Annotated in this window: 13 protein-coding genes; 11 read left to right on the top strand and 2 right to left on the bottom strand. The window is 45.1% G+C overall.

What is annotated here, in order from left to right; genetic code table 11:
• Positions 1 to 26 precede the first annotated feature (26 nt).
• Positions 27 to 2,450 carry a T9SS type A sorting domain-containing protein gene (locus tag FHS57_RS17950; protein WP_183976096.1) on the bottom strand — a complete coding sequence of 808 codons (2,424 nt, stop codon included), beginning with the start codon at positions 2,448 to 2,450 and terminating at the stop codon, positions 27 to 29.
• Between the two features lie 521 nt (positions 2,451 to 2,971).
• Here FHS57_RS17950 and FHS57_RS17955 point away from each other — a divergent pair.
• The 8 genes from FHS57_RS17955 (at position 2,972) to FHS57_RS17990 (ending at position 15,047) form a co-directional block, all read left to right on the top strand.
• Positions 2,972 to 4,774, top strand: coding sequence for an FAD-dependent oxidoreductase (locus tag FHS57_RS17955; protein ID WP_183976097.1), 1,803 nt, complete (start codon positions 2,972 to 2,974; stop codon positions 4,772 to 4,774).
• The gene (locus tag FHS57_RS17960) at positions 4,744 to 6,567 is read left to right on the top strand and encodes a 2-oxoacid:acceptor oxidoreductase subunit alpha (RefSeq protein ID WP_183976098.1); all 1,824 of its coding nucleotides are present in this window, start codon (positions 4,744 to 4,746) and stop codon (positions 6,565 to 6,567) included. The genes FHS57_RS17955 and FHS57_RS17960 overlap by 31 nt, the downstream gene beginning before the upstream one ends.
• Positions 6,568 to 6,766: 199 nt before the next feature.
• On the top strand, positions 6,767 to 7,603 hold the full coding sequence (locus FHS57_RS17965) for an Rpn family recombination-promoting nuclease/putative transposase (protein ID WP_183976099.1): 837 nt from the start codon (positions 6,767 to 6,769) through the stop codon (positions 7,601 to 7,603).
• Between the two features lie 91 nt (positions 7,604 to 7,694).
• Complete coding sequence (locus tag FHS57_RS17970) at positions 7,695 to 8,747, top strand: 2-oxoacid:ferredoxin oxidoreductase subunit beta (protein ID WP_183976100.1); 1,053 nt, start codon at positions 7,695 to 7,697, stop codon at positions 8,745 to 8,747.
• A gap of 172 nt (positions 8,748 to 8,919) precedes the next feature.
• A complete protein-coding gene (locus FHS57_RS17975) occupies positions 8,920 to 10,074 on the top strand; it encodes a DUF4856 domain-containing protein (protein ID WP_183976101.1) in 1,155 nt (384 codons plus the stop codon).
• Positions 10,075 to 10,170: 96 nt separating this feature from the next.
• Entirely contained in the window at positions 10,171 to 11,307 is a 1,137-nt protein-coding gene (locus FHS57_RS17980; protein WP_183976103.1) for an imelysin family protein, read from the top strand.
• Positions 11,297 to 12,646, top strand: coding sequence for an HTTM domain-containing protein (locus FHS57_RS17985; RefSeq protein WP_183976105.1), 1,350 nt, complete (start codon positions 11,297 to 11,299; stop codon positions 12,644 to 12,646). The genes FHS57_RS17980 and FHS57_RS17985 overlap by 11 nt, the downstream gene beginning before the upstream one ends.
• Positions 12,624 to 15,047 (top strand): TonB-dependent receptor, encoded by a 2,424-nt coding sequence (locus FHS57_RS17990; protein ID WP_183976107.1) that lies wholly within the window; start codon positions 12,624 to 12,626, stop codon positions 15,045 to 15,047. Before FHS57_RS17985 ends, FHS57_RS17990 begins: the two co-directional genes overlap by 23 nt.
• Before the next feature lie 6 nt (positions 15,048 to 15,053).
• On the opposite strand, the gene FHS57_RS17995 is transcribed toward FHS57_RS17990, so the two are convergent.
• Complete coding sequence (locus FHS57_RS17995; protein WP_183976109.1) at positions 15,054 to 16,073, bottom strand: LacI family DNA-binding transcriptional regulator; 1,020 nt, start codon at positions 16,071 to 16,073, stop codon at positions 15,054 to 15,056.
• Between the two features lie 278 nt (positions 16,074 to 16,351).
• Here FHS57_RS17995 and FHS57_RS18000 point away from each other — a divergent pair, with 278 nt between their 5' ends.
• The 3 genes from FHS57_RS18000 (at position 16,352) to uxuA (ending at position 21,021) form a co-directional block, all read left to right on the top strand.
• The gene (locus FHS57_RS18000) at positions 16,352 to 17,707 is read left to right on the top strand and encodes a 3-keto-disaccharide hydrolase (protein ID WP_183976111.1); all 1,356 of its coding nucleotides are present in this window, start codon (positions 16,352 to 16,354) and stop codon (positions 17,705 to 17,707) included.
• Positions 17,708 to 17,812: 105 nt separating this feature from the next.
• A complete protein-coding gene (locus FHS57_RS18005; RefSeq protein WP_183976113.1) occupies positions 17,813 to 19,816 on the top strand; it encodes a glycoside hydrolase family 3 protein in 2,004 nt (667 codons plus the stop codon).
• Positions 19,817 to 19,833: 17 nt separating this feature from the next.
• A complete protein-coding gene (gene uxuA, locus FHS57_RS18010; protein WP_183976115.1) occupies positions 19,834 to 21,021 on the top strand; it encodes a mannonate dehydratase in 1,188 nt (395 codons plus the stop codon).
• Positions 21,022 to 21,092 lie beyond the last annotated feature (71 nt).

The raw sequence follows: 21,092 nt of genomic DNA on the forward strand, positions 1-21,092 counted from the left end.
AATCAGGAATAGAGCTACTAGGTTGACTACTGTACTTTTATTACTTTCAAAATCGTTTGTTTATCTCTCAAATGAACACGTAAAAAATAGACACCATTGGATAACTGACTGACGTTAAATTCTTCGTGGTGGATACTCGTTTCGGGGACAAAAACCCGTTTAAAAACCTGACGACCCGAGGCGTCTAATAAAATAGTTTGCACATCTTGCCCTTTGCTCTCTTGTACTTTTAGGCGAAGGGTGTTGGTGACGGGGTTGGGTATCACTTCGGCCAAAGCCCCGTTGTCTGTCATTTGTTGTCCATTCTCCGAAACAATTGCTTTTTGTCGTAAGGCGCCTGCTCCGACGCCGTCTTTGGATTGAATTCGGAACCAATATTCTTGATAGGCCAAAACTGTTCCTTGTGGTTGCCGCGTTGAGGGGTAATTGCTTCCCCAGCCTTTCTGATTCCAGTAGCGGATGGACAACTTAAACAAACCTTTGGACAAACCTGCATCGTGAATATTTACCCCTTTGTCATCCAGCTGATAAAAGCCGTAGGCAGGGTGGTTTTGGGCATAAAGTTCGGTAAAACCGTCGCGATTGGCAAACATAAAATAAGGGGCATTGTTTTCATGGGTATTGTACGAACGCACAGTGCCTGTTTCCGAAACGGTTAGCATGTCAAAGGTAAGCGAGCCGTCGGTGCCAAGCGCGCAGGTTTCTACGAAGGCTGTCCAAAAACGGGGTGCGGTTTTGTTGGGGTTTTCGCTGTAATAAATGGTTGGATTTGATTCAGTACTTAGTGGCAATGTGGGGCCTGCATCGGGAGAAATGTACTGAGAAGCCCAAGCCGTCAAGTCATTTGTTTTGATGGCCGATTTTGATTGCCCAATGTTGATAAGGCTAATAGTGATTGGTGTAACCCTTACGAGTGCGTTGCCGTTTAAGCTGGCTGAGGGTAGGGTTGCGCCATTGGCATCTGTCACCGACACCAAGGTGTAAGTGGTGGTCAGGGTAGGAGCTACACTTATTTTCTGACCGCTACTGTAATTATTGACGGTAAAAGTACTACTGCCATTGCCATACACAAGGGAATAGGGAGCGGTGCCACCCGTAATAGCCACCCTAATATCGGTACTTGCACCTGCACAAATGGTGGCTTCGCCGCTGAGGATGGCATTGGTGAGCGGCATTGACGAACAGCCAGCGATGGGTTGAAAACCGACGTCAGTACTTTGGTCAGAACCACTACCCAGCACTTGGTTGAGGCTGATGGTCCCGTTGCCTGCACTTTCAAACCCATTTCTGATGGTAGAGGGCGTCGTGGAGCCGTGCCAGTTACAGTTTAGGGTGACAGTACCTTGGGTTCGGTGGATGAGTGCTTTGTAGGTGAAGCCAAAACTTAAATCGTTTTGTTCAACGATGATTCCAACGGGAGAGGCATTGATTTTCCCAAATTCCCCAAAACGAATGCCATTTTGCGGCCCATCAATCCGATTGTTTTTCAGGATAACCCCCGACAGCACCGCAGGGAGGGTATGGTACAAAGGGGCATCGTCGCGGGCTTTGATGGCAATGGCCGCAGCACTTTGTGAGTCTAGGGCCGCACCATTTGCCCCCGAATTGGTAATGTCTGAGTTTTGGAGGGTAATGTTGGCGTAAGTGCCGTATTTCAAGTTGATATCAATGCCGTTGTTGAACTCATAAGTGGGGTCGGTGCCGTTGTTTTCCATCGTTAGATTTGATAGCAACGCGTTGCTCAGTTTTTCAAAATATAACCCCTTCTGAAAATTATTGCTAATGGTGCTGTTTTGAATAGTGATTTGGTCAAAGGCAACGGGTGTGGTTGACTGGGTGACCAACATTCCTTGGGTATTGCCCGAAATTAGGCAATTGTCAATCAGCATTCCGTTGACTGCGTTGGTGGTAAGTACTTGAATCCCGACTGTACTTGCTTTTGCGCTGGTGCGTTGAATGCTTGTTTTTGAAATGGTAACATTGGTGGTGAGGCCACTAAAATTGATTCCTTTTTGACAATAATCTACCAAAGCCATGTCTTGGAGCGTCGGACGAGCAACTCCGCTTATTTGTACAGCTACCTCATACTGGGTAAGGTACATTTGTTGAAGGGTGACGTTGGGGGCGGTAATGGTAAATCCGATTCCTTGGCAAGCCGATGCGGGAGTCAGAATGGTATTGGTAGCAGGGGAGCTTTCTTTACCTGCTCCTTTGATGGTCAGTTCTTTCGACACCATGACGTTTTCTTGGTAAGTTCCTGCTGCTACGTTGATCACGTCGCCAGTTGACGCAGCATTGATTGCGGCTTGAATCGTACGTTTGGGCGACCCCGCCGCTCCCGCATTTGAATCGTTACCTGTTGTAGAAACGTACCAATCGGCCGACCAACATACATGGGTAGCTACTAAAATACCGACTAAGCTCAACAAGAAAGAGGCTGTTTTTTTCATGACATTTGGAATAGAAAAGGTGTATGGGGGGAGGAGGCTAACGCTAACAAGGATGTAAAAATACGCAGGCACATCAGAATTGCCTAGTTTTTTATTTCTTTTAAATAGAAGATTTTGATTGTCGCTCTAAGTCATCCTAAATGAGTGTATCCAAGGTGGATGAGATAGGCATGAGTATAGGTGACTTTGTGTTTAAAGTGCCTGTTAATCATCGCTTTAAAAAAGGTGTCTTTCTGACACAAAGCAAAGTGGCTCCATACACCTTTAAGTACCATCGCAATTTTATAGTTTAGGCTTTAAAAAAATGGAAAACCGTTAAGTAATATTTAGATAACATAGCCTTTGTAATACCAAACGAAATTCCTTAATTGCCATCAAAAGGCAAATTAAGCACAATTAACTAATGAAATTACCCATCAAAACCATTGATTTCTGCTGCTTAAAAGACTATTTATCCTTTTGACAATTAGTGCTTATTGTTAAAAAACTTACGAATAGCAGATTTTTCAAACCATACTTCCTTGAAACCGACAGAGATTAAAAACCCTGAGTATTTCCACAAAGTGGTGGATTGCCAGTACGCTTGCCCTGCGCATACGCCTGTACCAGAGTACATTCGGCTGATTGCGGCAGAGCGCTACACGGAGGCGTACATGGTCAACTGGGAATCCAATGTTTTCCCAGGTGTGTTAGGTCGTACTTGCGACCGTCCGTGTGAGCCTGCTTGTCGCCGTGGGCGCGTGGAGGAGGAACCCGTTGCGATTTGCCGCCTCAAGCGCGTTGCTGCCGACAACAAAGGGGACGTAAAGGCATTTATGCCGCAAGGCCCTTTTACGTCAAACGGTAAACGTATTGCCTTGATTGGTGGTGGCCCTGCGGCCCTGACCGTGGCGCGAGATTTGGCGCCGCTTGGTTATCAAATCGACCTTTACGACGACCAAGACCGTGGGGGAGGAATGATGCGCAGTCAAATTCCTTCGTTTCGTTTACCCGAAAACGTGCTGAACGAAGAGGTAAACTTTATCCTTGATTTGGGGATTCATACACATTTCAAAACGCGCGTTGATAGCCTTCGTGGCGTGTTGGACAAAGGGTATGATGCGGTTTTTGTAGGAACGGGCGCGCCCAAAGGAAAAGACTTGGCCGATTTGCCAGGGCGTTGGGATTCGACAGGCAACATCCACATCGGGATTGAGTGGCTGGCGAGTGTCGCGTTTGAACACACCCAAAAAATTGGTAAGAAAGTACTTGTACTGGGTGGTGGAAATACCGCCATGGACTGCTGCCGCACGTCTCGCCGCTTGGGGGGAGAGGAAGTAAAAGTGGTGGTTCGTAGCCCACGCAAAGAAATGAAAGCCTCGCCTTGGGAAATCGAAGATGCCTTGCACGAAGATATTCCTATTTTTGAAAACCACGTTCCAAAATCATTTGTGACCGAAAACGGTAAGCTGGTGGGAATGATGTTTGAAAAAGTAGAACCTAAATATGAAAACGGTCGCCGTAAGCTTGTTCCAACGGGCGAACCTGAGGTGTTTTTTGAGGCTGATGATGTATTGATTGCCATCGGACAAGAAAACTCCTTCCCTTGGATTGAGCGTGATTTAGGCTTGGAGTTTAACCAATGGGGCTTGCCTGCGTTGGATGAAACGACGTTCCAATCGACGGTTCCGAACGTATTTTTTGGTGGTGACGCTGCACTGGGGCCGAAAAACGTCATCACGGCCGTAGCACAAGGACACCAAGCGGCGGTTTCGATTGATTTGTACTGTAATCAACAATCGCTTACTGAGCGCCCGTCGCCTTACACCAACTTGATTAGCCAAAAAATGGGTATTCACGAGTGGATTTATGATAGCGATGTGACGACTGATATTCGCTACAAAGTGCCGCACGCCGATAAAAGCTTGACCCTAAAAGACCGCAAAAAAGAAGTGGAGTTGGGCTTTAGCCAAGATACGGGCTTCAAAGAAGCGCAACGTTGCCTCAACTGTGACGTTCAAACGGTCTTCTCGGAAAGCCGTTGCATCGAATGTGATGCCTGCGTGGATATTTGTCCTACTACTTGTATTACGTTTACCACAAATGGTGAAGAAGAAGACCTTCGTACGCGTTTGAATGCCCCCGCCAACGATACTGACCAAGATTTGTACGTGTCGGATACGCTGAAAACAGGGCGGGTGATGATCAAAGACGAAAACGTGTGCTTACACTGTGGCCTTTGCGCCGAACGCTGTCCTACATCGGCTTGGGACATGCAGAAATACTTATATTCAGTTACCAAAGCAGGGAATCAATGCGGAATCTTACAGGAATTAACGACTTAGTAGTACGATTTGCCAACGTTAACGGGACAGGGTCGGCCAGTGCCAACAATATGTTTGCAATGTCCATTTTTAGAATGGGCATTCCCATGACGGCTAAAAATATTTTCCCCTCTAATATCCAAGGACTACCAACTTGGTACGAGGTTCGGGTGAGCGAAAAAGGCTATTTGGGCCGCCGTGAAGGGGTGGACGTGCTTGTGTGCGTCAACCCACAAAGTATGAAACAAGACATCGCCTCGGTCAAATCGGGGGGATATTTTGTGTATGATAACACCAAAAATTTACACAAAGATTTTATCCGCGAAGACATCAACTACATCGGAATCCCGATGATTGGTATCTGTATGCGTTTGTACCAAGATCCCCGTCAGCGTCAGTTGTTCAAAAACATGATTTACGTGGGTGCATTGGCTGCTTTGTTGGACATTGAGTTGGAGGTGGTAAAAGGAATCATTGCCGATGAGTTTGCCAAAAAACCAAAACTCATTGAGCCTAACGTGCAAGCAATGATGGAAGGTGTAAAATATGTGCAGGACAATTATAGCTATCCGCTCCATGTACGCGTCGAACGCCGTGATTTGGTGGGCGACAGCATCGTGATTGACGGAAATACAGCGTGCGGCCTTGGTGCAGTGTATGCGGGAGCGACCGTCGCGGGTTGGTACCCGATTACTCCTTCGACCTCATTGGTAGAAGCTTTTGCCAAATACGCCAACAAATACCGCCTTGACCCCGAAACTGGACTCAAAAAAGTAGCCATCGTGCAAGCCGAAGATGAGCTGGCAGCCTTCGGGATGGTGTTGGGTGCTTCGTGGAACGGAGCGCGGGCGTTTACGGCAACGAGCGGCCCTGGCGTTTCGTTGATGAACGAATTTTTGGGCTTGGCCTATTTTGCCGAAATCCCAGCGGTACTGGTGGATGTACAACGTGGTGGCCCTTCAACGGGGATGCCAACGCGTACGCAGCAGTCTGATTTGTTGTTGGCTGCTTATGCCTCGCACGGGGATACCAAACACGTTTTGTTGTTGCCAAGTACACCTACCGAATGTTTCAATTTGATGGCAGATGCGTTTGATTTGGCAGAACGTTTGCAAACGCCTGTCATTGTGATGACGGATTTGGATTTGGGAATGAATGACCACTTGACGGCACCCTTGAAATGGGACGATAGTCGTCGCTACGACCGTGGTAAAGTATATACCGCGCAAGATTTGGACGATTTGACGGCAGTAGGTAAGCAATTTGGGCGTTATTTGGACGTGGACGGCGACGGAATTCCGTACCGTACCATTCCAGCCACCCACCCAACCAAGGGTTCATTCTTCACACGCGGTACGTCGCACGACGAATACGCTCGCTATACCGAAGACGGGGTAAAAAATGCCGAAGTACTCGACCGTTTGCTTAAAAAGTGGGATACCGCCAAAGAAATTACGCCAAAACCCGAGTTTTACCAAACCGAAAACAAGAGCAATGTCGGGGTGATTTTCTTCGGAACAACGACCTACGCGGCGTTGGAAGCGATGGATTTGCTCCGTGAAGAAGAAGGGATTGCGCTAGATGCGATGCGTGCCACGGCCTTCCCGTTCCATTCGTCGGTAGAGGAGTTCATTTCGGCGCACGATCAAGTGTTTGTGATTGAGCAAAACCGTGATGCGCAGTTCCGTACGTTGTTGATCAATGAACTGGAAGTGAATCCGAAAAAACTCATCAAAATCCTCAATTACGACGGAATGCCAATCACCGCAGAAGCGATTCGTCGTCAGATTGCGGGGGTTTTAGCGACGGTGTAAATAAAATCTAACCAACCTCCCGAAAGTTTTAAACTTTCGGGAGGTTGGTTAGGAATGGTTTCTCAGATGTAAAGTATTGCGGAGTTGTAGTGAAAATTAATGTATTTATTTTGACAAAATGCACTAGGAGTCATTAAATTGCACAAGGCATTCTTTTTAATGATGTGTAAGCTTCAAGTCAAAATAGATTTATAAACAAATGAAGTCAAGATACATAAATCCGTTTACGGACTTTGGATTTAAGAAGTTATTTGGAGAAGAAGCTAGTAAGCCAATGCTTATTGACTTCTTGAATGCACTTTTGTCTCAAACAAACAAAATTGTTGACTTGAATTTTAAGAACACTGAACAACTCGGCCAAACTGATACGGATAGAAAAGTAATTTATGACATTTATTGTGAAAACGAAAGCGGAGAAAAATTCATTGTAGAGCTTCAAAAAGCAAAACAAAATTATTTTAAAGAAAGAACCATTTATTATTCTACTTTCCCAATCAGAGAACAAGCTGAAAAAGGAGAATGGAACTATAACCTAAAATCTGTTTATTGTATAGGTATTTTAGATTTTACCTTTGATGACTACGAAAACGAACCCGAAAAAAGTCACGTAGTGCATACTATCAAACTTAAAAACCAAAATGGGAAGATTTTTTACGATAAATTAACGTACATCTATCTTGAAATGCCCAATTTCAAAAAGCGTGAACATGAGTTAAATTCAAGGCTTGACAAGTGGTTGTTTTTTATTAGGCACTTAGAAGATTTTCAAACGATACCAGCTATCTTCTCTGACGAAATCTTTACACAAGCATTTGAAAAAGCAGAGCTTGCGAAATTTGGACAAGCAGAGTTGGATAGTTACGAAAATAGCTTAAAAAACTACCGTGATTTGAAAGGTGTAATTGATACGGCATTTGACGATGGAAAAATGGAAAGAAGTAAAGAGATTGCAAAAGCACTGAAACAAAATGGCGTTTTGATAGACATTATTATAAAATCAACAGGCTTGACTCAAGAAGAAGTTGATAAACTTTGATGATAGTTAATAGGAAAGCTAATTTAGTCTCATTTATAAAAGTTCGACCTTGTATATTTAAACCCGTAGCATTTACCGCTCGACATTCAAAATGACTTACATAAAACCAAAATTTCGTCACCCTGAAATGCCCAAAAATACCATTGGGTACGCCAAAGCCGATTACGAAGGGGTGATTTCGACGCTTTGTGCAGGTTGTGGCCACGATTCCATCAGTGGGGCCATTGTACAAGCTTGTTATGAAATGGCGATTGAGCCGCATCGCGTGGCCAAATTGTCGGGGATTGGTTGCTCGTCTAAGACGCCCAACTATTTCTTGAACAATTCGCACGGCTTTAACTCGGTTCACGGCCGTATGCCTTCGGTGGCGACGGGCGCTAACATGGCCAACCGCGACTTGATTTACCTTGGTGTTTCGGGCGATGGCGATACGGCTTCCATTGGGATGGGGCAGTTTGTGCACGCCATTCGTCGGAATTTGAACATGCTTTACATCGTGATGAACAACGGCTGCTACGGACTGACCAAAGGGCAGGATTCGGCAACGGCCGACCAAGGTTCGGTGAGCAAAAGTGGCTCGGTCAACCCCTTTGAGGGTATTGACTTGCCAGGGATGGCGCTTGAACTGGGAGCGACTTTTGTGGCGCGTAGCTTTTCGGGAGATAAAACGCAATTGGTTCCACTCATCAAAGCCGCGCTTTCGCACAAAGGTTTTGCGTTGATTGATGTGATGTCTCCGTGCGTTACGTTCAACAACAATGCGGGCTCAACCAAATCGTACGACTACGTTCGCGACCACATCGAAGCCTTGGCCGAAATTGGTTTTGTACCTGAAAAAGAAGAAATCACGGTTTCGTACGAGACAGGTACCACGGTAGATGTAGAGTTGCACGATGGTTCGGTAGTGCATTTGCAAAAATTAGCCGATGGCTGGGACCCGCGCGACCGTCAAGCGGCGATGCGTCGTTTGCAGGCAGCCAAAACAGAGGGAGAAATTCTGACGGGGTTGTTGTATATCGACCCCAATAGCAAAGATTTGCACGAAGTGATTAAATCGGATTTGCGCCCGTTGAATAGCCTGAAAGAAGAAGACTTGTGCCCAGGTTCTTCTATTTTAGACCTTATAAATGAGGGTTTTAGATAGTAATAAACGCTAACGTATTTTAAAAAAGTGGACCCTAACAAGTCCACTTTTTTGTTTTTAATTCATGAAGGGCTAAGGTAATTTCGCTCAAATTTTTTCTACTTTATATTTGTAATAAGTCTAAATAATAGTAATCTTTGCGGCTGTATTTCTCACCAAGCCAATAAATACTATGTTTAAGCATCTTTTATCTATCCGTTTTGCCGCAGCCGTGTTGGTAGCCATCAGCCTGACATCCTGCGAAAAAGAAACGACCACACCTCAACTTCGCAAAACGATTGACTACGCAACGTTAACAGAAACGACCCCTTACAGTAGCTTATTTGTGGACGAAACGGGCAAAACAACCGTTGACTTGAGCAATGGCAACAACCGTTACAAGATGTTTCAGGCGTTGAATACCTACATTAGTTCTTCTATTAGTGGAAATAAGCAAGTGGATGCTACTGTGTTGAAAAACATGTTTGGCAATACAGGAAATGCGTTTGCAGATAGTACAAAACTCAATACTTCAGGAGTACAATTACGGAATGTAACTGCTTCGTCTTGGTCAACTACCGAAGCAGAGAAAGTAAGAGCTTATTTTGAAACATACTTTACGCTGACTGCCGAAGCCAGCAAATCGGTGACAGCTACTGCTGCCAAAGGAAAAGCAGGCAAGCTTGGAACGTACTTAGTGGACGAACGAGGAATTGAGCCCATTCAAATCATTCAAAAGTCTTTGATTGGCGCTATGCAGTACGATTATATCGGGAATGTTTTGCTAACCAAAGGGTTGGATGCCGATAATTCTACGTTGGTGTCGGGCAAAAATTACACCCAATTGGAACAAAACTGGGACGAAGCCTATGGATTGTTGACCCTGAACCAAGTATATCTTAAAGGTTCAACGGATGCTACCAGAGGAACTACTGAGTTTGCATTGGGTTCTTATATTTGGGAATACAACAAAGGGGCGTATGCTAAAATCCACCCAGCTTTCTTAAAAGGACGTGCGGCGATTATCAACAACGACAAAGCCGAACTCAAAAAACAAGCCGACTTTATCAAAGCTGAAATAGAAAAAGCGCTTGCGGCTTCAGCCTTGGGATATTTAGGCCCTAAATACATCGCAGCTACCACCGATGCAGCCCGTGCACACGCCATTGGCGAAGGTCTTGGATTTATCTATTCACTGCGTTTTGCCACGGTAAATGGGGCAGATGCGGCTTTCTCGGATGCAATTATCAAAGCGTTGGTCTTGGATTCAGCAGGTGGTTTTTGGGATTTGACTCCTTCAAAACTCACGGCAGCTTCTGACGCCATCAAAGCCAAATTCAAATTGTAACTTTCTGACTTATCCACACCATTGATTTCTAAGCAAGAGGGTAATTGGTTTTCAGCCTTTTGCCCTCTCTTTTCTGTTTAAAAAGCTATGTTTAAAATGAATACTTTCAAACGAACTATTGCAGTTGTAGCGCTATTGAGTGGTTTTTTGTGGGCATGTGGAGAGAGCTCAACGACCGAGCCAGCGCCAGATGACGATTCTAAAGACCGTAAAGCCGTTTTGACTCATCTAGCGGACGAAATTATTTTACCAGCTTATGCCAATTTTAAGCCGAAATTGGAGACGATGATTTCAAAATCGCAGGCATTTTCGGCTAAGCCTGATGCGACTACCTTGAGCGAATTTCGTCAAGCGTGGGTGGATGCTTATACTGAATGGCAAAAAGTAGAACTGTTTGACGTGGGGCCTGCCAACAAAACGGGAATTCGGAATTACTATAATATTTATCCAACAAATGTGACGGGTATCAATGACTACATATCCGACCCATCGGTCAATCTGGAAGTGGCTACTTCGTACGACAAACAGGGATTTCCAGCGTTGGATTATTTGATTAATGGCGTTGGAGCAACCGATACACAAATCGTCGCCTATTATACTGCATCGGTGGAAGGCCCCAAGCGATTGGCTTACATAAAGCGAATTACTGACCACATGAATGCGTTGATTACGAAGGTGATAGCCGATTGGAATGGTTCGTACCGAACAGAGTTTACGACCAAAACTGGACTTGACATTGGCTCGCCGATGGGTGAGTTGGTCAATGGGTATGTGCTTCATTATGAGCGCTATATTCGTTCGGGGAAATTCGGTATTCCGTCGGGAGCAATGCTCAATGGCGTGGTCGCCTCCGATAAAGTAGAAGGTTTTTACAAAAAAGATATTTCCAAGATACTTGCCCAGACTGCTCACCAAGCCGCCGTTGATTTTTTTAATGGAAAAAGTGTAAAAACGGGGACAAATGGCGCAGGGTTTAAAACGTACCTCGATGCGCTTGGAGCAAAGGACAGTGCTACTGGCAAAACCCTTTCTGAAATGATCAACGCACAGTTTGACATTGCCAATCAGAAAATAAATGGGCTCAAACCTAATTTTTATGAGGAAGTAAAAACAAACAATGCTGCCATGGTGCAAGTTTATACCGAAATGCAAAAAGCGGTACGTATGCTAAAAGTGGACATGACTTCGGCCATGAGTATCGTGATTACCTATACGGATAACGATGGTGATTAGGGAAGTAAAAACAACTTCAGCAGCCCCTTTGGCCGTTTTTAGGATTGTCTTTGGGGCTATGATTTTTTTGAGTGTGATTCGGTTTTGGTACCAAGGTTGGATTCAATCATTGTACATTGACCCCAAGTATTTTTTTCCATTTTATGGCCTTGAATTTATAAAGCCCTGGGGCGAATATACCTATATTCTGTTTGTTAGTTGTGCTTGTTGTGCCTTGATGTTGGCTTTAGGTATGTTTTATCGGATAGCTTCGATTGGTTTGTTTTTAAGCTTTACGTACATTGAGCTAATGGATAAAAGTACCTACCTCAACCACTATTATTTTGTAAGTTTGGTGTGTTTGATGTTGATTTTTTTGCCAGCTCAGGTGTATTTCTCAGTAGATGCGTATCGGAACAAAAACCTGCTTTCTGATGCTATCCCCGCTTGGTGTCTTAGTTCGCTTCGGCTTTTTGTGGGGCTTCTCTATTTTTTTGCAGGTTTGGCCAAAGTAAACAGCGATTGGTTGTTGTTAGCGCAACCCCTAAAAATTTGGCTACCAGCAAAAAATGACCTGCCAATTATTGGTTTTTTGTTCAATTATTCGTGGATTCCCTTCGTATTTAGCTGGTTTGGCTGCCTTTATGATTTGCTCATTCCTTTTTTATTATGGAATGCAAAAACGCGACTTTGGGCCTACGGAGCCGTGGTTGTGTTTCATGGTTTAACGGCTATTTTGTTTCCCATTGGGATGTTTCCCTACGTGATGATGGTAACGGCCTTGGTCTTTTTTTCGGGAGAATTCCACCAAAAAATCATCTCTCACTTAGGAAAATGGTTGCAACTTCCATCGACTTTTTTACATCCCAATCGAATCTATGCTTATGCACCAACTAGGCAACGAATCTTGCTTTTGGGATTTGGAGCCTTTTTTTGTTGGCAATTACTTATGCCATTTCGGTATTGGTTGTATCCAGGAGAATTGTTTTGGACAGAAGAAGGTTATCGGTTTTCGTGGAGAGTGATGCTGATGGAAAAAGCAGGCTATGCCCAATTTACAGTGCTTGATAAGCAAGGGCGTCGAGAAGTAGTTAATAATCAGCAATTTTTGACGCCATTACAAGAAAAAATGATGTCAACTCAGCCTGATATGCTGTTGCAGTACGCCCATATTTTACGCGATTTTTACCACCAGCGTGGTTATAATAACCCCCAAGTTTACGTTGATTCTTACGTAACTCTCAACGGGCGGATGGGGAAGCCACTGGTCGAACCTACGACCAATTTGGCGCAAGAAGAAGAGTCTTTCAAACCTAAAAAATGGATTACTTCCTTTGATGATACAATTACGGGTTTTTAGTTTTTTAATGACATTTAGCGTCATTTTTTCGGCTTTTGGCCAATATCAGCTTACTGGACAACTTTTAGCCAAACAAGATAGTAGTTTTGTGAAGGGCTGTATCGTTTCGTTGAATGTGGGTAATCGAACTGCTACTACGGACGAAGAAGGGCGTTTTTCGTTTGGAAAATTGGCAAAAGGTACCTACGAGCTCTATACCAATTGTGCAGATTTTAAGTCTGCAAAAATCTCGACGACGCTTTTGGACGATACTCATTTTGTGGCTATCTGGTTGGTGGGGCGTAACGAAACGTTGAATGAAGTGGTCGTTACGGAGAAACAAGCCGACTTTGGTTTTACACGGATGCGTGCCGTCGAAAGCATGGGAATTTATGAAGGGAAAAAATCGGAGGTAATCATCCCAGAACAGTTAGTTGCCAATCTCGCAACCAACAACGCCCGTCAGGTGTATGCCCGCGTTGCAGGGCTGAATATCTGGGAAAATGAAGGCGCAGGGTTGCAACTGAGTATTGGTGGCCGTGGTCTTGATCCCAACCGAAGTTCAAATTTTAACGTACGGCAAAATGGTCACGACATCAGCGCAGATGCGTTAGGCTACCCCGAAAGTTATTATACACCTCCCATCGAGGCCGTTGGAAAAATTCAAATCGTGCGGGGAGCTGCCTCGCTTCAGTACGGTACGCAGTTTGGGGGATTACTCAATTTTGTCATGAAAAAACCTGTACTGAACCGTAAGCTTGAGCTGGTAGCGCGACAATCTATTGGTTCATTTGGGTTTTATAATGGCTTTGTCAGTGCAAGCGGAACCATCGGAAAACTGAGTTATTATACCTTTGGACAATACAAGCAAGGCAACGGTTGGCGTCCCAACTCGCATTTTACAAATGGGACATTTTATGCCGATGTGGACTATCGACTGTCCGAAAAAACAACGCTTGGGGTGGACGTAACGCATACGTCCTACTTAGCCCAACAGCCTGGCGGGCTCACCGACCAAATGTTTCGGGATAATCCGCGTCAAAGTAACCGAGAACGTAACTGGTTTAAGGTAAATTGGAACATGCTCGCGGTGCATTTTGACCATAAATTTAACGTAAATCACGAATTTAACCTTCGTTTGTTTGGTTTATCGGCCTATCGCTATTCGTTGGGCTTCCGACCCAACCGCGTCGCAAGTATCGACGACAACAGCGAGCGTGATTTAATCAAAGGCGATTTTACCAACTGGGGAGCCGAAGCGCGCTTTTTGAAACGGTATTTTTTGGGTAAAAAACAAGGTGTTTTACTCGTCGGAACGCGTTATTACCACGGTTTTAACCATAGCATTCAAGGGCTAGGAAGTAAAGGGAAAGACGCTGATTTTACCTTTGTAGATGACCCGCAGTCGGTGGCTTCGGACTACCGTTTTCCCAATCGAAACGTGTCGGCATTTGTAGAAAATATATTGTATCTCAATGACAAACTTTCAATTACACCTGGGCTTCGTTATGAATACATTTACACAACGGCGGATGGGTTTTATGGGACGATTTTACGCGATTTGGCAGGGAATATCATCAGTTCAACCCGCACCAACGAACGCCGCACCAACGGGCGTCAGTTTGTGATAGGGGGGATAGGTGTCAGCTTTAAACCTACGTCAACACTAGATGTGTATGCCAATGTTTCGCAGAATTATCGTTCTATTACGTTTAGCGACATGCGCATCACCAACCCTTCGTCGGTGATTGACCCCAACATGAAAGACGAGCGTGGTTATTCGATGGATTTGGGCATACGAAGCACGCAAACGACGCTGTATAATTATGACGTAAGTGGGTTTTATTTGAATTACAATAACCGCATCGGTGAAGTACAATTTTATGATGAAAACCAACGGGTGTTACGCCGCCGTAGCAACATTGGACAAGCCATTATTTATGGGTTAGAATCGTACGGAGAAGTGGATGTTTGGCGGGCGTTTTCGCCTGATTTGTCGAAAGCGAGTGGGGTACTATTTGCCAATGTTGCCGTAATTCGCTCCAATTATAAGGCAAGTGAGATTGCGGGAGTCAAAGGGAAACAGGTGGAGTTTGTCCCAAAAATTAACCTCAAAAGTGGGCTTCGGATAGGCTATAATCATTGGAAAGCATCGTTTCAATATACCTATTTGTCGGAGCAGTTTACGGAAGCAACCAATGCCCGCGACGGTGGTGTGTCGGCGGTCGTTGGAATAATCCCTGCTTATACCATTTTGGATGTAAGCGCATCCTACGAATTTCGCCGTTTCCGAATCGAAACAACGGTAAATAATTTAGCCAATCGCGCCTATTATACTCGTCGCGCCACGGGGTATCCAGGCCCAGGGATTCTTCCTTCCGATGGGCGCAGTGTGTATGTTACTGTCCAAGTGAAAATATAAAAACACCTACGTTTTTCGCAGCGAAGACGCCCGAATCACCACATTAGTATGTAAAACTTTGGTGATTGATTGGGTGTTTTCGTTGGGTTTTTTGATGAGTTTAATGAGCAGTTCTGCGGCCGAACGACCCATTTCAAAAGCAGGCTGGGCCACTGAACTCAACGGCGGGTTGAGCATGGCGGCCATGGGCAAATCAGAGAACCCAATCAAGGCAATGTCCTTGGGCATGGTCAGACCCGCTTCGGTAATGGCCGCGTGGCACCCAATGGCAATGTTGTCGCTTGCGGCAAAGATACCGTCGGGATGAATGGCACTTTTGAGTAGTTGCCGCGCCACTTCAATCGACTGCTGTGAGTCAAAATGGGTGGACCAGACATATTCTTCGTGGTACGGCAACCCGTGGTCGAGCAAGGCGGTTTTGTACCCTTGAAGTCGCCTTTTGCTGATTAACAAATGCGGCGGCCCTGAGATGTGAACAATCCGCTGACAGCCTTGGTCAATCAGGTGTTTAGTGGCATTGTAAGCACCTTCATAGTCATCGACGGCCACTTTATGGGTGTCTATTTCTTCGTAAATGCGGTCAAAAAAAACAATCGGAAAGCCTTTGTCGTGCAGGTTTTTGAAGTGCGAGAAGTCGGTGGTATTGGTCGCGACGGCCACTAAAAAGCCGTCTTTTCTTCGATTGTAAATGTGCTTGACGTTTAATACTTCGCGTTCGTAGTCGTCGTGGCTTTGGTAAATTACGACGTGGTATCCTTCGGCAAAAGCGACGTCTTCGATTCCCGCAATCACAATCGCAAAAAATGGATTAGAAATGTCAGGAACAATCACCCCGATGTCGTTACTGTGGCTGTTTAATAAGCTTAGGGCAACGGGGTCGGGGGTATAGTCTAGCTGTTCGGCAAGTTCAAGAACCTTGCGTTTGGTTTCGATACCAATTTCGTGACTATCTCGTAGCGCCCTCGATACGGTCGAGGTCGAGAGGTTCAGCTGTTTGGCAATGTCTTTTATCGTGACTTTTCTCATGGGAGTGCAAACCTAAAAAAGTCCTATTTAATTCTCAAAGTATGGTCTTTAAATAAGAAACATAAATATAACAGTAGGCGCTTATTTTCCAATTTTAAATCAAAGAAAGCTGGGTGGTGCAACCGTTCCCGAAAACGTTTGCGTAAATAAATGAATCTTACTTCTTTCATAAGCGGGCATTAAATTCTAACATCATGGAAGAAAAATGCCCTATCGCTCTTATTTAAGCGATACAAAATCTAAACATAATACCATTTTATTTACTAAAAATTGTACGAATGAAAAAGCAACTAGCTATTCTTTTCACTTTACTTTGGGTATCGAGTACTGTCTTTGCCCAAAAAGAAAAATGGACCCCTTTATTTGATGGAAAATCATTTAAAGGATGGAAGCAACTCAATGGCCAAGCAAAATATACCATTGAAAATGGGGAAATTGTGGGAACAACCGTTGCCAATACGCCCAACTCTTTCATGGCTACCGAAAAAGAATACGGCGATTTTATCTTGGAATTAGACTTAAAGGTCGATAATTCGATGAATTCGGGCATTCAAATTCGTAGTTTGTCAAAGCCCGATTACCAAAATGGCCGCGTACATGGCTACCAAATCGAAATCGACCCGTCAGACCGTGCTTGGTCGGGTGGGGTGTATGACGAAGCACGCCGTGGCTGGTTGTACAACTTGAACTTTAACCCCGAAGGTAAAAAAGCGTTCCGCCGCGACCAGTGGAACCATTACCGCATTGAGGCCATCGGAAACGTGATTCGGACGTGGATAAATGGTATTCCAACGGCGCATTTGATTGACGACATGACACCTCAGGGCTTTATTGCGTTGCAGGTGCATGCCATCGGAAAAGACCAAAAAGAAGGAACGCAGATTCGTTGGAAAAACATTAAAATTCAGACAGAAAACCTCAAAGCGAGTCCCGTTGATAATTGTCCTGTGGAGAACTGGATGATAAACAGCTTGTCGGAGCAGGAAAAAGCGCAAGGTTTTAAATTGTTGTTCAACGGCAAGGACTTTACAGGTTGGAGAGCCGTACACAGCGATAAAATGTCGGGTAAGCACTGGAATGTGGTGGATGGCACAATGAACGTAAGCCCATCGGATGGGTCTGAGACGGGCAATGACATTGTGACGACTGACCAATACGGCGCGTTTGAAATGAAGTTTGAGTTTAAACTTTCAGAAGGAGCTAACTCAGGTGTGAAGTATTTTGTGAACGAAGCCTTTGATTCGGGAGGTAAGTCGGGTATTGGGTTGGAGTTCCAAGTGTTGGACGACGAAAAACACCCCGATGCCAAAATGGGCGCTGCTGGAAACCGTACGTTGGCGAGTTTGTACGATTTGATTCCATCGTATAAATTGGACAAACGCTTCCAAAAGAAAATTGGTGAGTGGAACCAAGGCCGCATTGTGGTGTATCCAAATAACATCGTTCAGCACTGGCTCAATGGTTTTAAAGTGCTAGAATATGAGCGTAAAAGCAATATTTATGATGCACTTGTTGCACGTTCAAAATACTCAAAATACCAAGGTTTTGGCGCGGGCGACAAAGGCCATCTCCTTCTTCAAGACCACGGCGACAATGTGTCGTTCCGTAATTTGAAAATCCGCGAATTGAAGTAATACTTTTACCACATAGGACACACTAGGTAAGAAGCACATCAGAAAACCTATGTGTAAATACTAATGTGAACTATGTGGTAAACCATAACTAACCAAACCTTACCGATGAAAAAATTACTGTTATTTTTATCAATCGTAGGCGTAGCCAACGCCCAAAAACAACCTCAGTTAAGTCACCGTTCGGTCAAAGTGTTAAAAGTGAACGGTTTAGAGTTTAAAGACTTAAACAAAAACGGTAAGCTCGACCAATACGAAGACTGGCGTTTGTCTGCCGAAGAACGGGCAAAAGATGTTTTGTCGCAAATGACCTTGGAAGAAAAAGTGGGTTTTATGCTCATCAGCACGACGCGGATGGCAGGCGAGATGACTTTTCAAGGAAATGCGGGCAACGAACGCCGTGAAATCACGGGCAGTTTCAACGAAGAAGATTTGGTACAGGGCACCAACATGTTTACCCGCAAACCGTTGGCTGTGCCTATGCTTTCGGCGTCTGGTACTACAAAAGGCGTGAACGAGCGGCATTTGCGGCATTTTATTTTACGGGCCAATACCAGTGTAAAAAACCTTGCTGAGTGGTCAAACAACTTGCAAGCGTTGTGCGAAAATACGCGTTTGGGCATCCCTGCGGTAGTGGCCTCCAACCCCCGAAACCACATAACCTTTGACGCTTCCGTGGGCTTGAGCGTAGGAGCAACGCCTTTTTCAAAATGGCCTGGCGAACTCGGAATGGCCGCCATGCGCGATTTCAAATTGACGCGTGAGTTTGCCCAGATAGCCGCGCAAGAGTGGGCAGCCGTAGGGTTACGCAAAGGCTACATGTACATGGCTGATTTGGCTACCGAACCCCGCTGGAACCGCACCGAAGGAACGTTTGGAGAGGACGCCGATTTGTCGGCCAACATGATTCGGGAGATTGTACTTGGGTTTCAGGGAACAAAATTGGGAAATCAGTCGGTGGCGATGACGACCAAACATTTTCCAGGGGGAGGCCCGCAAGTGGGGGGACAAGATTCTCACTTTGATTGGGGGAAATTTGCCCACTATCCAGGCGGGATGTTTGATTACCATGTAAAACCGTTCAAAGCGGCGATTGAGGCAGGTACCTCGTCGATGATGCCCTATTACTCGGCTCCCCAAGGCAAAGAGTTTGAGGAAGTTGGATTTTCGTACAACAAGGCCATCATTGACGATTTATTGCGCAAAAAATTGGGTTTCAAAGGTATTATTAACTCCGACACGGGGCCAATCGACATGATGCCGTGGGGAGTGGAGTCGTTGACCCTTGAGCAACGTTACCAAAAAGCATTGAACGCGGGTGTTGATATTTTTTCGGGAACAGCCGACCCTACTCTTTTGCTCGAAACGGTGAAAAAAGGACTGGTGACTGAAAGCCGAATCGATGCGTCCGTAGCTCGTTTATTGAAAGAAAAATTTGAATTAGGGTTGTTTGAAAATCCTTATGTGGATGTTGAAAAAGCCCAAAAATTGGTAGGAAATACTGAATTTCAACAAAAAGCCGACCTCGCCCACCGCAAATCAGTTGTTTTGCTTCGCAATGACGCGAAGTTGTTGCCTTTGACCCAAAAAACAAAAGTATTACTCGAAGTCATTCGTGATGCGGGCGGGCGCAATGCCGAATCTCCCATCAAAGTGATTAAGCCCACTGCTTCGTATCCAAACGTGGAGTTTGTGTCAACGAAAGAAGAAGCCGATGTCGTGGTGGAATGGCTGTATCCGACAACTGGAGGACTTTTCAGCTCGAATGGAAAAGCGATTGAATTGAGCTTATCAAAAAACCGAATTGACGTGGTGCGCCTCAATGAGTTGTGTAAAGCCAAACCTACAATTGTGGTCGTAAATTTTACGAATCCTTGGGTAATTGAAGAAATTGAGGGAAATACTAAAACACTTTTAGCTACTTTTGGCACTACGCCCGAGGCGGTGATGGATGTAATTACGGGGAAATTTAACCCAACGGGTAAGATGCCGTTTGCGATTCCTGTCTCAGAAAAAGCCGTCGCAGAGAACAAATCTGACGTTCCTGGCAGTAAGGAAAACGCAGGCTATGCTTTGTTTAACTTTGGAGCTGGCTTAAATTATAAGAAATAAATCGTACTAATTTTTTTATGGCATTAGAACAAACATGGCGCTGGTACGGCCCCAAAGACCCTGTAAGTCTCTGGGACGTTCGTCAGGCGGGAGCAACAGGCGTGGTGAACGCATTGCACCACATTCCGAATGGCCAAGTGTGGACCATCGCTGAAATCGAAAAAAGAAAGACTGAAATTGAAGCAGTAGGGCTGACGTGGTCAGTGGTAGAAAGTGTACCCGTTCACGAAGACATCAAAAAAGCGACGGGGAACTACAAACAATACATCGAAAACTACAAAGAAAGCTTGTCCAATTTGGCAGCTTGCGGCATAGACACCGTTTGTTATAATTTCATGCCTGTGTTGGATTGGACGCGTACCGATTTGGATTTTCGTTTACCCGACGGCTCAACAGCTTTGCGGTTTGATATGACGGAATTTTGTGCGTTTGAAACCTATATTTTGAAACGCCCCAATGCCGAAAAAAGCTATTCGGAAGCCCAATTACAGAAAGCAAAAAGCTGGATTGACCATGCTTCGGACGCCTCGGTTCAAAAACTAATCCGAAACATCATTGCGGGTTTGCCAGGAAGTGAAGAAAGTTTTACGGTAGAGGAGTTTGCCGAAGTGTTGAAGTCGTACGACAACGTGGACGATACGGCACTTCGCACCAATTTATACAACTTTTTGAAAGAAATTACTCCCGTAGCTGAGGACGCAGGCGTATTGTTGGCCATTCACCCCGACGACCCCCCGTATCCGATTTTGGGTCTTCCTCGGGTGGTAAGTACCGAAGCCGATGCTCAGCAATTGTTGAAAGCCTACGAAAGCAAGCACAACGGCCTTTGTTTTTGTACGGGAAGTTACGGCGTGCGGGCTGACAACGATTTGGTAGGAATGGTCGAACGCATGGGAAATCGCATCAATTTTGTGCATTTACGGGCTACCACGCGCGATGCGGAAGGTAATTTTTATGAGGCGGATCACCTCACGGGCGACGTGGATATGTATGGCGTAATGAAGGCGTTGGTGACCGAACAACGACGTCGGATTGCCGAAAACCGTCCCGATTACCGTTTGCCTTTCCGTCCCGATCACGGGCACCGAATGTTGGACGATTTGAACCCCAATAAAAAAACAAACCCAGGCTACACGGCCATCGGTCGCCTTCGTGGGTTGGCGGAGCTTCGTGGGTTGGAATTGGGGATTGAAAGAAGTTTATAAGTTGTTGAAAAATGGAACACGGGTTTAATGGATTAAACAGATAACCACGGATTTTAAATCAGTGCAAATCC

Origin of the sequence: Runella defluvii (genome assembly GCF_014195535.1) — a bacterium.
In the GTDB taxonomy this organism is placed as follows: Bacteria; Bacteroidota; Bacteroidia; order Cytophagales; family Spirosomataceae; genus Runella; species Runella defluvii.

Excerpts from the sequence above, each read along its gene's own strand:
- FHS57_RS17950 (WP_183976096.1), bottom strand. The coding sequence starts at position 2,450 with ATGAAAAAAACAGCCTCTTTCTTGTTGAGCTTAGTCGGTATTTTAGTA.
- FHS57_RS17960 (WP_183976098.1), top strand. The coding sequence starts at position 4,744 with ATGCGGAATCTTACAGGAATTAACGACTTAGTAGTACGATTTGCCAAC.
- FHS57_RS17965 (WP_183976099.1), top strand. The coding sequence starts at position 6,767 with ATGAAGTCAAGATACATAAATCCGTTTACGGACTTTGGATTTAAGAAG.
- FHS57_RS17970 (WP_183976100.1), top strand. The coding sequence starts at position 7,695 with ATGACTTACATAAAACCAAAATTTCGTCACCCTGAAATGCCCAAAAAT.
- FHS57_RS17975 (WP_183976101.1), top strand. The coding sequence starts at position 8,920 with ATGTTTAAGCATCTTTTATCTATCCGTTTTGCCGCAGCCGTGTTGGTA.
- FHS57_RS17980 (WP_183976103.1), top strand. The coding sequence starts at position 10,171 with ATGAATACTTTCAAACGAACTATTGCAGTTGTAGCGCTATTGAGTGGT.
- FHS57_RS17985 (WP_183976105.1), top strand. The coding sequence starts at position 11,297 with ATGGTGATTAGGGAAGTAAAAACAACTTCAGCAGCCCCTTTGGCCGTT.
- FHS57_RS17990 (WP_183976107.1), top strand. The coding sequence starts at position 12,624 with ATGATACAATTACGGGTTTTTAGTTTTTTAATGACATTTAGCGTCATT.
- FHS57_RS17995 (WP_183976109.1), bottom strand. The coding sequence starts at position 16,073 with ATGAGAAAAGTCACGATAAAAGACATTGCCAAACAGCTGAACCTCTCG.
- FHS57_RS18000 (WP_183976111.1), top strand. The coding sequence starts at position 16,352 with ATGAAAAAGCAACTAGCTATTCTTTTCACTTTACTTTGGGTATCGAGT.
- FHS57_RS18005 (WP_183976113.1), top strand. The coding sequence starts at position 17,813 with ATGAAAAAATTACTGTTATTTTTATCAATCGTAGGCGTAGCCAACGCC.
- uxuA (WP_183976115.1), top strand. The coding sequence starts at position 19,834 with ATGGCATTAGAACAAACATGGCGCTGGTACGGCCCCAAAGACCCTGTA.